Origin of the sequence: Microbacterium terrae (assembly GCF_017831975.1) — a bacterium.
In the GTDB taxonomy this organism is placed as follows: Bacteria; Actinomycetota; Actinomycetes; order Actinomycetales; family Microbacteriaceae; genus Microbacterium; species Microbacterium terrae.
Map to the genome: position 1 here is coordinate 956,690 of NZ_JAFDSS010000001.1, position 12,146 is coordinate 968,835.

Annotated in this window: 10 protein-coding genes and 1 tRNA gene; 10 read left to right on the forward strand and 1 reads right to left on the reverse strand. The window is 71.3% G+C overall.

Annotated elements, in window-relative coordinates; translation table 11 throughout:
* Window positions 1–16 precede the first annotated feature (16 nt).
* From eno to JOD63_RS04400, 10 genes are all read left to right on the forward strand, one after another.
* Window positions 17–1,297, forward strand: a complete 1,281-nt coding sequence (eno, locus tag JOD63_RS04355; protein WP_045275716.1) for a phosphopyruvate hydratase — start codon at window positions 17–19, stop codon at window positions 1,295–1,297.
* Between the two features lie 115 nt (window positions 1,298–1,412).
* Entirely contained in the window at window positions 1,413–1,880 is a 468-nt protein-coding gene (locus tag JOD63_RS04360) for an FtsB family cell division protein (protein WP_245617989.1), read from the forward strand.
* A 52-nt stretch (window positions 1,881–1,932) separates the two neighbouring features.
* A complete protein-coding gene (locus JOD63_RS04365; protein ID WP_045275717.1) occupies window positions 1,933–2,451 on the forward strand; it encodes a DUF501 domain-containing protein in 519 nt (172 codons plus the stop codon).
* A complete protein-coding gene (locus JOD63_RS04370; RefSeq protein WP_084613521.1) occupies window positions 2,448–3,848 on the forward strand; it encodes a S8 family serine peptidase in 1,401 nt (466 codons plus the stop codon). The genes JOD63_RS04365 and JOD63_RS04370 overlap by 4 nt, the downstream gene beginning before the upstream one ends.
* Window positions 3,849–3,880: 32 nt before the next feature.
* Entirely contained in the window at window positions 3,881–5,296 is a 1,416-nt protein-coding gene (locus tag JOD63_RS04375; protein ID WP_045275784.1) for an NAD(P)/FAD-dependent oxidoreductase, read from the forward strand.
* A gap of 73 nt (window positions 5,297–5,369) precedes the next feature.
* Window positions 5,370–5,443, forward strand: a tRNA-Leu gene (locus tag JOD63_RS04380).
* Window positions 5,444–5,556: 113 nt separating this feature from the next.
* A complete protein-coding gene (locus JOD63_RS04385) occupies window positions 5,557–6,783 on the forward strand; it encodes an alanine racemase (protein ID WP_045275718.1) in 1,227 nt (408 codons plus the stop codon).
* Window positions 6,780–8,093, forward strand: a complete 1,314-nt coding sequence (locus JOD63_RS04390) for a D-arabinono-1,4-lactone oxidase (protein ID WP_211088043.1) — start codon at window positions 6,780–6,782, stop codon at window positions 8,091–8,093. The genes JOD63_RS04385 and JOD63_RS04390 overlap by 4 nt, the downstream gene beginning before the upstream one ends.
* Window positions 8,094–8,164: 71 nt before the next feature.
* Window positions 8,165–8,731 (forward strand): LemA family protein, encoded by a 567-nt coding sequence (locus JOD63_RS04395; RefSeq protein WP_045275720.1) that lies wholly within the window; start codon window positions 8,165–8,167, stop codon window positions 8,729–8,731.
* A 70-nt stretch (window positions 8,732–8,801) separates the two neighbouring features.
* Window positions 8,802–9,899 (forward strand): DNA glycosylase AlkZ-like family protein, encoded by a 1,098-nt coding sequence (locus tag JOD63_RS04400; RefSeq protein ID WP_045275721.1) that lies wholly within the window; start codon window positions 8,802–8,804, stop codon window positions 9,897–9,899.
* A gap of 940 nt (window positions 9,900–10,839) precedes the next feature.
* On the opposite strand, the gene JOD63_RS04405 is transcribed toward JOD63_RS04400, so the two are convergent.
* Window positions 10,840–12,135, reverse strand: coding sequence for a winged helix-turn-helix domain-containing protein (locus tag JOD63_RS04405; protein ID WP_169748404.1), 1,296 nt, complete (start codon window positions 12,133–12,135; stop codon window positions 10,840–10,842).
* Between the last annotated feature and the right edge of the window lie 11 nt (window positions 12,136–12,146).

A 12,146-nucleotide genomic window follows, 5' to 3' on the forward strand; every position in this document is an offset into this window, starting at 1 on the left:
GAACAAGGAGTCCCCTGTGGCACTGATCGAGGCTGTAGGCGCGCGCGAGATCCTCGACTCGCGCGGAAACCCGACCGTCGAGGTGGAGGTGCTGCTCGACGACGGGATCGTCCAGCGCGCAGCCGTCCCCTCCGGCGCGTCGACCGGAGCGTTCGAGGCGTACGAGCTGCGCGACGGCGACAAGAGCCGGTACGGCGGCAAGGGCGTGCTCAAGGCCGTCGCCGCGGTCATCGACGAGCTGGGCCCGGCCATCGAGGGCGTCGAGGCGAGCGAGCAGCGCATCATCGACGAGATCCTCATCGAGACCGACGGCACCGACAACAAGTCGCGCGTCGGCGCGAACGCCATCCTCGGCGTCTCGCTCGCCGTGGCGAAGGCGGCGGCCGACTCGGCCGACCTGCCGCTGTTCCGGTACCTCGGCGGACCGAACGCCCACGTCCTCCCCGTGCCGCTGTTCAACGTCATCAACGGCGGCGAGCACGCCGACAACGGCATCGACATGCAGGAGTTCTTCCTGGCGCCCATCGGCGCCGAGTCGTTCTCGGAGTCGCTGCGGTGGGGCACGGAGGTCTACCACGTCCTCAAGGGCGAGCTGAAGGCCGCGGGCTTCGCCACCGGCCTCGGCGACGAGGGTGGCTTCGCCCCCGATCTCCCCAGCAACCGCGAGGGCCTCGAGTTCCTCGTCAAGGCCATCGAGAAGGCAGGCTTCACCCCGGGCACCGACATCGCGCTCGGCCTCGACGTGGCGGCGACCGAGTTCTTCAACGACGGCGTGTACCGCCTCGACCAGAAGGACTGGAACGCCGAGGAGCTCACCGAGTACTACGTCGGGCTCGTCAACGACTTCCCGATCGTCACGATCGAGGATGCCCTCGCCGAGGACGACTGGGAGGCGTGGGGCGCCCTCACCGAGAAGCTCGGCAAGAAGGTGCAGCTCGTCGGCGACGACCTGTTCGTCACGAACCCGGAGCGTCTGGCCAGGGGCATCGAGCTCGGCGTCGCCAACTCGCTGCTGGTCAAGGTGAACCAGATCGGCACGCTGTCGGAGACCCTGGACGCCGTCGAGATGGCGCACCGCGCGGGCTACACCGCGATGCTGTCGCACCGCTCGGGCGAGACCGAGGACACCACCATCGCCGACCTCGTGGTCGCGACCGGTGCGGGTCAGATCAAGAGCGGCGCGCCCGCACGCAGCGAGCGCGTGGCGAAATACAATCAGCTTCTGCGCATCGAAGAGGAGCTGGGCGACGCGGCGACGTTCATCGGCCGCGCAGCCTTCCCGCGCTACAAGGGCTGACGATCGACTCGAAGGGGGAGCCGCGATGAAGAGACCGGCTCCCCCTTCGGCGTCCCCGGCCGCTTCTGCGCCGCCGCGCGCGACGCCGCGTCGACAGCCTCGGCGCCCGGTCGACGTGCGGCAGTGGCTCGGCGGCATCCGTCTCTCGGGCTTCATGGTCATCATGCTGGGGCTCGTCATCCTCGCCGCGTTCGTGCTCGTCCCGACGCTCGGGGTGTACCTCGATCAGCGCCAGCAGATCGCCGCGCTCGAGGCCGCGGTGCAGGTGAGCCGCGACGAGGTCGCCGACCTCGAGGCGCAGCGCGAGCGCTGGGGCGATGAGGCGTTCATCACCACGCAGGCGCGCGAGCGCCTCTACTACGTCAAGCCCGGCGAGGTGATCTACCTCGTCGACGACGACCTGCCGGCGGTCGACCAGCCGCAGGAGGTCGAACCGATCAGCGATGAGCTGGCAGCGACCGACACCGACTGGATGTCGCAGCTGGTGCGCTCCGCGACGGAGGCGGGGCTCGCCCAGGTGGTGCGGGAGCCCGTCATCGGCGTGCCCGATCAGCCCACCCCGTCGTCGACTCCGACGCCGTGACACCGCAGGCGCCCTCCAGCGCCGTCCCAGCCGTCGCCGGTAACCTCGAGGGGTGACCACCCCGCCCTTCGCGCCCGTGACCGATGCCGACCTCGCCGTTCTGAGCGAGCAGCTCGGCCGCCCGGTGCGCGGCGTCGTCGGGGTGGCAGCGCGCTGCGTGTGCGGCAATCCGACCGTAGTGGCGACGTCGCCGCGGCTCCCGGACGGCAGCCCGTTCCCCACGTTCTACTACCTCACGCATCCCGCCGCGACGGCGGCGATGTCGGTGCTCGAAGCAGACCACGTCATGCGCGAGCTCAGCGACGAGCTCGCCTCCGACGAAGAGGTCGCGGCCCAGTACGCCCGGGCTCACGAGGCCTATCTCCGCGACCGCGCCGGATTCGGCGACGTGGAGGAGATCGCGGGCATCTCGGCAGGAGGGATGCCGACGCGCGTGAAGTGCCTCCACGCCCTCGCCGGACACGCGCTCGCGGCGGGTCCGGGTGTCAACCCGATCGGAGACCGCGCGCTGGCGATGTCGACCTGGTCGCCCGAGCGGTGCGCGTGCGCCCAGCCCGGCGGGGCCGGATGATCCGGCGTCCCCTCGTCGCGCTGCTGGCTGTCGCCGTCCTGGCGACGGTCACCGTCGCGAGCGCCCCGGCCGCTGCGGTGGCGTTCGGCGCGGCCCCCGCCGCGGTCCGCCCGACCGCGGCGCACCCGGCCGCCGTCGTCCCCGACGCTCCGCAGCCCACTCCCACGGCGGTCCCGACCGCGCGGCCGACGGATGCGCCCGACGAGGACGACGACGAGGATCCGGTCCGTGCGGCGGAGTACTGGCTCGAGGACTATGGCATCGAGAAGGCCTGGCAGACGACGCGCGGCAAGGGGGTGCGCATCGCCGTCATCGACACCGGGATCGGCCGCGGACCGGTCGAGTTCGACGGAGCCGTCGCGGGCGGCACCGATGTCTCGGGCCTCGGCACCGAAGACGGCCGCACGCCGGTCGGAGCCGTCGACGCGAACCACGGCAGCTGGGTCGCCTCGCTCGCCGCGGCCCGCGGAACGGGTTCGGGCGAGGGCATGATCGGCGTGGCGCCGCAGGCGCAGCTGCTCTCGGTGTCGGTGGGGTTCGGCGCGGCCGCGTCGGTGCCGTTCGCCGATCAGATCGCCGAGGCGATCCGCTGGTCGGTCGACAACGGCGCCGACGTCATCAACATGTCGCTGACGACGAACATGCCGGACTGGCCCGAGAGCTGGGACGACGCGTTCCTCTACGCCTTCGAGAACGACGTCGTCGTCGTGGTCGCCGCGGGCAACCGCGGCAGCGGCACGACGCGCGTCGGCGCGCCCGCCACCATCCCGGGCGTTCTCGCCGTCGCCGGCGTCGATCCGTCGGGCAACGCCAGCGTCGAGGCCTCCACGCAGGGCATCACCATCGGCGTCGCGGCGCCGAGCGAGGAGCTCATCGGCGTCTCCGCCGACGGGACGCTCGTGGAGTGGGGCGGCACCAGCGGCGCCGCGCCGATCGTCGCCGGCATCGCGGCGCTCGTGCGGGCGGCGCATCCCGACCTCGACGCCGCGAACGTGATCAACCGCATCACCGCGACGGCGAAGGCGCCGGAGGGCGTCGACGATGCGCCCGAGGAGCTGTACGGGCACGGACTCGTGGATGCCGCGGCCGCGGTCTCCGCCCCGGTGCCGACCGTCACCGAAGGCCCCGTCCAGGCGCTGCAGGAGTGGATCCGGCTGTACCGCCGGGCGGAGACCGATCCGGTGCTCCCGTCGCCCGCCCCGACGACCGAGGTGGTTCCGCTCCCGCCCGCCGACGAGATGATCCGCGCGTCGGGCCCGCTGCTGCCGTCCCGTGACACCTTCCTCTACGGAAGCATCCCGCTCATGCTTCTCACCGGCCCCGCTATACTGGTGGCGCTCGGCGTCACCGCTGCTGTCCGACGCATCCGATTGGCGTCCCGCACGCCGAGCCGCTGATTCCCAGGAGTAATCCCACCGTGAGCAACACCGTGCCCAAGATCCTCATCGTCGGCGGCGGCTACGCGGGCTTCTACACCGCGTGGAAGCTCGAGAAGCACCTGCGCAAGGGTGAGGCCGAGGTCACGATCGTCGACCCGCTGCCGTACATGACGTACCAGCCGTTCCTCCCCGAGGTCGCCGCCGGCTCGATCGAGGCGCGCCACTCGGTGGTGGCGCTGCGTCGCCACCTCAAGAAGACGAGCGTCGTCGCGGCCAAGGTGACCGGGATCAACCACGCGAACAAGGTGGCCACGATCACCCCGATCGCCGGTGAGCCGTACGAGTTCGAGTACGACCAGATCGTCGTCACCGCCGGTGCCGTCTCGCGCACGTTCCCGATCCCGGGCATCGCCGACAACGCCATCGGACTGAAGACGATCGAAGAGGCCGTCGCCATCCGCGACCGCCTGATGTCGAACTTCGACAAGGCCGCTCAGCTGCCCGCCGGCCCCGAGCGCTCGCGCCTGCTCACCGTCGTCGTCGTCGGCGGCGGCTTCGCCGGCATCGAGGTGTTCGCCGAGCTGCGCTCGCTCGCCTCGTCGCTCATCAAGAGCTACCCGCAGATCACGTTCGACGACACGCACTTCCACCTCATCGAGGCGATGGGGCGCATCATGCCCGAGGTGTCGCTGAAGACGAGCGAGTGGGTGCTCAAGAGCCTCGCAAAGCGCGGCGCCAACGTGCACCTCGACACGCAGCTCACCAGCGCGGTGGACGGCATCGTCGAACTCTCCACCGGCGAGAGCATCCCGACCGATCTCATCGTCTGGACGGCCGGCGTGATGGCGAACCCCACCGTCGTGCGCGGCGGCGACCTCCCCGTCGAGGAGCGCGGCCGCATCCGCACCCGTGCCGACCTGCGTGTCGGCACCGCCGAAGAGGTCGTCGAGGGCGCGTGGGCCGCCGGTGACGTGTCGGCCGTCCCCGACCTGTCGGGCGGCGGCGTCGGCGGCTACTGCGTTCCGAACGCCCAGCACGCCGTCCGCCAGGCGAAGCTCCTCGCGAAGAACCTCGTCGCCGTGCTCCGGGGCGAGGTGCCCCGCGAGTACTTCCACAAGAACCTCGGTGCCGTCGCCGGTCTCGGCCTCTACAACGGCGTCTTCCAGTCCGGCAACATCGCGCTCAAGGGCCTCATCGCGTGGTTCGCCCACCGCGGCTACCACGGCCTGGCGATGCCGTCGTGGGAGCGCAAGTGGCGCGTGCTGTGGGGCTGGTGGAACAACTTCGCTCTCGGTCGCGACATGGTCAACCTGTCGACGGTCCAGAACCCCCGCTACGTCTTCGAGGAGTTCGCCGCGCGGCCGCGTCCGGCCGCTCCCGCCGCCGTCGAGGCGCCCGCCGCCGCCGCGCCCCAGCGCACGGCCGCTGCGAAGCCCGCCGCCGAGAAGGCCGCTGCATCGCGCTGATCCTGTCGATCTGTCGTCGGGGCCTGTCTTCGGACAGGCCCCGACGCCGTTAACCTGGAGGCGCCGCGGCTCGGCCCCCGTAGCCCAACCGGCAGAGGCAGGCGACTTAAAATCGCTTCAGTCTGGGTTCGAATCCCAGCGGGGGCACCTCTCGACCCATGCTGTCCACGACGCGCCCGCGCGTCGCCCCAGTGGTGGACGGAGCCACGTCGTGCCAGCATCTAGGCTGTGACCATGCACGCTTACCCGAAGCGGATCGCATGAGCCTCGCCCTGCTGTCCGCATGGTCCACGACGTCGTGGACCGACGCCGCCTCCTACTGGAGCGGAATGGATCGCGCCCTGAGCAACGTCTCCGGTCCGATCGCCGCCATCAACGCCTCCGCCCTGCGCCACAACGCGCTCGACATGCTGGTGCGCTCCGGCGGTGTGCCCATCCGCGTGGCCAGCAAGTCCGTGCGCGTGCGCGAGGTGATCGATGCCACGCTCGCCCTGCCGGGCTACCGCGGCATCCTCGGATTCACCCTGCCCGAAGCGCTCTGGCTCGCGGACACCCATGACGACGTGGTCGTGGGCTATCCGACAGCCGATCGCGCTGCGATCGCCGCGCTGACGGCCGACGAGCGTGCGGCCCAGCGCGTCACGCTCATGGTGGACGACCTCGCGCAGCTCGACCTCGTCGACGCCGTCACGCCCCCCGGATCACGGCCCGAGATCCGCGTGGCGATCGAGGCGGATGCCTCGTGGCGCAGTCGCGGACTCGGCCACATCGGCGTGCGACGCTCGCCGGTGCACGAGCCGGCCGACGTCGCCACGCTCGCGCGGGCGATCGCCGCTCGTCCCGGATTCCGGCTCGTCGGTCTGATGATGTACGAGGCGCAGATCGCCGGGCAGCCGGACGCCACTGGTTCCGGTGACGGCGTGATCCGCTGGATGCAGGGCCGGTCGGCCGAGGAGCTCTTCGAGCGACGTGGCGCGATCGTCGCGGCGCTGCGCGACGTGGCGCACCTCGAGTGGGTCAACGGCGGCGGCACCGGATCGCTCGAGCTGACGGCATCCGATCAGTCGGTGACCGAGCTCACCGCCGGAAGCGGACTGCTCGCCGGGCACCTCTTCGACGGCTATCGGGCCTTCGACCCGGCGCCGGCTGCCGCGTTCGCGCTCGAGGTGGTGCGCAAGCCCGCCGCCGACATCGCGACGGTGCTCGGCGGTGGATGGATCGCGTCCGGCCCGCCCGTCGCATCGCGTCAGCCGAAGCCGGTCTGGCCGCAGGGTCTCACCACACTCGGACGTGAAGGCTCGGGCGAGGTGCAGACCCCGCTGCGCGGCGAAGCGGCACGCGGACTGCGGGTGGGTGACCGCGTGTGGTTCCGCCACGCCAAGAGCGGTGAGCTGGCGGAACGTGTGGGCGAGTACCACGTCGTCGACGGCGACACGGTGTCGACGACAGTTCCGACCTACCGGGGCGAAGGGAAGTCGTTCCTGTGACCCGGCCGGGTGGAACGTGGCGCAACTGGGGCAGGTCCGCCTCGTCGATGCCGCGCCGGGTGGAGTTCCCGCGCACGAGCGACGCCGTGGTCCGCGCCGTCACCGCTGCGGTGCGCGAGGGCCTGCGCGTCAAGGCCGTCGGGTCGGGGCACAGCTTCAGCACGATCGCCGTCGCGCCCGACGTGCTCCTCGACCTCACCGACCTGCGCGGCCTCGTGTCGGTCGACGTCGAGACCGCGCGCGTCACCCTCCTCGCGGGCACCAAGCTGCACCAGGTGCCCGCCCTCCTCGCTCCCTACGGCCTGGCCATGCAGAACCTGGGCGACATCGACCGGCAGTCGGTCTCGGGTGCGATCTCCACCGGGACCCACGGTACGGGGGCCCGCTTCGGCGGCCTGGCGACCCAGGTGGTCGGGGCGAAGCTGGTGACGGCGTCGGGCGACATCCTCGTGGTCTCCGCCGACGAGAACCCCGAGATGCTCCCGGCGGTCGCACTGGGCCTCGGCGCCCTCGGCATCCTGGTCGAGGTCACGCTGCAGTGCGTCCCGGCATTCGTGCTCCACGCCGTCGAAAGACCGGAGCCGCTCGCCGGCGTGCTCGACGCGATCGCCGACCGCTCCACCGGGGCCGATCACTTCGAGTTCTACTGGTTCCCGCACACCGACCGGGCGATGACGAAGACGAACATGCGCCTCCCCGAGAGCGCGCCGCGACATCCGCTCTCGCCGATCGGCAAGTGGATCGACGACGCCCTCGTCGGCAACGGCCTGCACCAGATGGCGTGCTCGGTCGCCAAGGCGGTGCCCGCGACGATCCCGCCGATCAACCGGCTGTCGGTGAAGCTGTGGGGCGATCGCGAGTTCACCGACGCGTCCGACCGCGTGTTCGCGACCGCACGCGGGGTGCGCTTCCGCGAGATGGAGTACGCAGTGCCGGCCGAATCCGTGCGTCCTGCCTTCGACGCGATGCGCGCGCTCATCGCCGACCGCGGCTGGCGGATCTCGTTCCCGGTGGAGGTGCGCTTCGCCGCCGCCGACGACCGGTGGCTGTCGACCGCGTACGGCCGCGAGACCGCGTACATCGCCGTGCACCGCTACTGGCGCGACGACCCGGCGGAGTACTTCGAGGCGGTCGAAGACATCATGAGCTCGTACGGCGGACGCCCGCACTGGGGCAAGATGCACACGCAGGATGCTGCGACCCTGCGCACGCGGTACCCCCGGTTCGACGACTTCACGGCGCTCCGCGACCGTCTCGACCCCGACCGGGTGTTCTCGAACGCGTACCTCGAGCGCGTGCTCGGTGAGTAGCGGCTGAGAGTACCGAGCGGGTGTGGCTGCGCTCGCTAGGATGAGGAAACACCTCGAACGAAAGTCACGCAATGGAATGGCTCATCCCGGTTCTGATCGTGCTCGCGCTCGTGATCATCGCGGGCGTGTATCTCTGGGCGACGTACAACTCCCTGGTGCAGCTGAACGTGCGGGTCGATGAGGCCTGGAGCGACATCACGGTGCAGCTGAAGCGCCGGGCAGACCTCCTTCCGAACCTCATCGAATCGGTGAAGGGCTATGCCGCCCACGAGAAGGCCGTCTTCGAGAACGTGACCCGCGCCCGCGCGGAGACGCTGCAGGCGACGACGCCCGGCGACGCAGGAGTCGCCGAGGGCCACATGCAGCAGGCGCTGCGGTCGCTGTTCGCGGTGGCGGAGGCGTATCCCCAACTGCAGGCGAGCCAGAACTTCCTCCAGCTCCAGCAGTCGATCGTCGACACGGAAGACAAGATCCAGGCTTCGCGCCGCTTCTACAACGGCGGTGTGCGCGAGCTCAACACGAAGATCAAGGTCTTCCCGAACAACATGTTCGCCCGCAACCTCGGCTTCCACGAGCGCGAGTTCTTCGAGGTCGTCGACGGCGCCGCGATCTCGGAGCCCCCGCGCGTCCAGTTCTGAGCTCGGCGGCCATCGCCGCGGGCGGTGCGGCGCTGCGGCGAGTGTCGGACGCGCCCGTTAGCCTCACGGCATGGTGATCACCCTTTCGCCGGAGCTCGCCCGCCGCGTCGCGCTGACCGCGCAGCTGCTGTCGGCCGAACGTCCGGCGGGGATCGTCGAGGCTGTCGATGCGCTCACCGTGGTGAACATCGAGCCGACGGCCGCCATCGCGCCGAGCGCCGATCTCATCCTGTGGACGCGGCTCGGGTGGCCCTATCAACCGGCCGACCTCACGCGGCTGGTCGAAGACGACCGCGCGCTGTTCGAGTGGGGCGGCTTCTATCGCACGATGGCCGACCTTCCGCTGCTGCGTCACGAGATGGCGGTCCGCCCGCAGTCGCGCGAGGCGCGGGAGTGGCTCGCGGCGAACGATCGGTTCCGAGGCGAGGTGATGGCGCGCCTGCGCGCCGACGGACCGCTCCGGCCCACCGACATCGACGACACCGCGGCGGTGTCGTGGCGGTCGTCGGGGTGGACGAACAATCGCAACGTGCTCCAGATGCTCGAGATGCTCGTGCTCCGAGGCGACGTGGCGATCTCGGCGAGGGACGCCGCCGGCCGCAGCTTCGACCTCGCCGAGCGGGTGTACCCGGCGGGTCTGGCCGAGATCGCTCCCGAGGATGCTGCGAGGGAGCGTGCCGTTCGTCGATTGGGGTCGCTCGGCATCGCCCGCCCGCGCAGTGTCGCCCAGCCGATCGAGCCGATCGACGTCGGGTCGGTGGGGGAGGAGGCCCGGGTCGAGGGTGTGCCCGGAGTGTGGCGTGTCGACCCCGAGACCGTCGAGCGCGCCGCGTCGTTCGCACCGCGGACGGCGCTCCTCTCGCCGTTCGACCGGATCGTGTTCGATCGCAAGCGCCTGGAGGAGCTGTTCGGGTACGAGTACCTGCTCGAGATGTACAAGCCGGCGGCGAAGCGACGGTGGGGCTACTTCGCGCTGCCGATCCTGCACGGCGACCGCTTCGTCGGCAAGCTCGATGCGAAGGCCGACCGCAAGAGCGGCGTGCTGAAGGTGTTCGCCGTGCACCAGGACCAGCCGTTCGCCGACGCGGTGGTCGAAGCCGTCGACGACGAGATCAGCGAGCTCGCGCGATGGCTGGGACTCGAGGTGCAGCTGCAGCCCGGCGGGTGACACCCGGCGCGTGACATCCGGCCGATGGCGGATGAGCGGACCGACAGCACCATCGACTGCCCGGTGAAGTCGACGTCGCCGCGCAGCGTCCAGTCGTCGGTCCGGTAGTGGAACGTGCCGCGTGCACCGTCTCGGGTCGTCCCCGTCGCCGTGGCGACGACGACGCCGCCGCTCGCGACGAAGCCGGCACCGTCGTCGTCGATGGTCACGACGGGCAGCGTGTCGACGGCGAACGCGACGGTGTCGAGCTCGGCGAGGTCGGCGGCCCACGGGATGCGGATGCCGCAGTTCTCCGGCACCGCGGTCGCGTCCGCGGTGCACTCCTCCGCGTAGGCGTCGAGCTGCTCCTGTGCGGCGGGGACCGCGTCGCCCGAGACGGATGCGTCGAGCTCCACCTCGACGGGCTCCGCTGCTGCCGCCACCCGTGCGCTTCCGTCGAGGAACGCCGCGGGTTCGGTTGTAACCGCGTAGACAGCCGGAAGGAGGGGGATGTCGGTGCCGACAGCCACGAGCTCGCCGCCGATGCCGACGCTGTCACCGAGCGGCGTGACGACGGAGACCATGACGGCGAAGTCCTCGGTGACCTGCCAGCCGGTGGGCGTCCGCGTGAGCGTGAAGGTGAGCTCCACCAGGGCGCCGTCGAGCTCTGCACGGGCCGACGCGTGCGCGGTGTCGTCGTCGATCGCCACGTCGACCGGGTCGGCGGCGCTCAGGTATGAGTCCGCCCCGCCGAAGGCTGCGAGCAGCTGCTCTTCGTCGTCACCCGCCGCGAGGAGGCCTCCCACGGCTGCGGCGTCGCCGGCCGCGAGTGCGCTCACGTACTGTGACGCCACAGCCTCGGGGCCGGGCCTCTGCTGCAGCGACACCGCGACGCCGACGCCGACACCGACACCGACCAGCGCGACCGCCGCGACGGCGATCCCGATGACGGCTGCGCGGTTCACCCCTCCACGGTAGCGGGCGCCCCGGCAGCGGTGACGGCGACCGGTGCCTGGGCCGCCGCGCGCGCGTCGTGGCGCGCGGCCCCGGGGAGGGCAGCCGCGAGGTCGTCGACGGCGTCTCCCCAGCGAGACACCGAGATGCTCTCGAGCCCTTGCCACCGCGCGGCTGCCCGCAGCTCGTCGGCGACGCGCCCCGCGGCATCCCCGGTCTTCCCCTGCTCCCACCACGCCGACTGCACGAGCAGTGTGCCGGCGGCACGGTCGGCCTTGAGGTCGACACGGCCGACCAGCTCGTCGTCGACGAGCACCGGGAGCGAGTAGTACCCGAACCGGCGCTTCGGCGGCGGCGTGTAGATCTCGATGCGGTACGAGAAGTCGAACAGGCGCTCTGCGCGATCGCGGAACCACACCACGGGGTCGAACGGCGTGAGCAGCGCAGCCGCGTCGATGCGCCGGGGGAGCGCCGCATCGCGATGCACCCAGGCGGCTGCCGGTCGCCCCGCCTGCATCCATCCCTCGACCCGGACCGGCTGGAGCTCGCCCGCGTCGGTCAGCTCGGCCACAGCGGTCATCACCGCCGGTCGGTCGCGCAGCCGCCAGTAGTCGGCGAGATCCGAGGCGGTGGCGACCCCGTAGGCGACGGATGCCCGTCGGACGAGCTCGCGCACGGCATCGCCACGGTCGATCCGGGTCTGCAGCACCTCGGGGGCGATCACGTGCTCGGCGAGTCCGTACCGCCGCTCGAAGCCGCGCCGGCCGGCGATCGCGACGTCGCCGAACATCCAGAGGTGCTCGAGCGCCTGCTTCACGACGTCCCAGTCCCACCACGGACCGCGCGCCGCCTTCTTGGCGTCGTGCTCGATCTGCGCGGGACGCAGCGGCCCGCGGTCGGCGAGCTCGGAGCGCACCCAGTCGACGATCGACCGGTTGCGCGCGTACCACCCGTCACCGGCGGCACCGTACTTCGCCCGCATGTCATCCATGCGGAAGGCGAACAGCGACCAGTCGGCCGCGGGGATGAACGCGGCGACGTGCGCGAGGTACTCGACGTACGCCGGCCGCCGCGCGAACAGGAGTCGGTCGAGCGCTGTCGTGTCGTACGGCCCCAGCCGCGAGAACAGGGGCATGTAGTGCGAGCGCGCGAACACGTTGACCGAGTCGATCTGCAGGGTCGCCATGCGTGCGAGCGCGAGGTTGAGCTGTCGGGTGCCCGGCGCGACCGGGCGCGGTCTGCCGAACCCCTGGGCGGCCAGCGCGATGCGTCGGGCCTCGGCGGCGCTGAGCGATGACTTCACGCGCGTCAGCG

Bases quoted from the DNA above. Each gene is read 5' to 3' on its own strand.
- JOD63_RS04370 (WP_084613521.1), top strand. From the start codon at position 2,448: ATGATCCGGCGTCCCCTCGTCGCGCTGCTGGCTGTCGCCGTCCTGGCG.
- JOD63_RS04385 (WP_045275718.1), top strand. From the start codon at position 5,557: ATGAGCCTCGCCCTGCTGTCCGCATGGTCCACGACGTCGTGGACCGAC.
- JOD63_RS04395 (WP_045275720.1), top strand. From the start codon at position 8,165: ATGGAATGGCTCATCCCGGTTCTGATCGTGCTCGCGCTCGTGATCATC.
- JOD63_RS04400 (WP_045275721.1), top strand. From the start codon at position 8,802: ATGGTGATCACCCTTTCGCCGGAGCTCGCCCGCCGCGTCGCGCTGACC.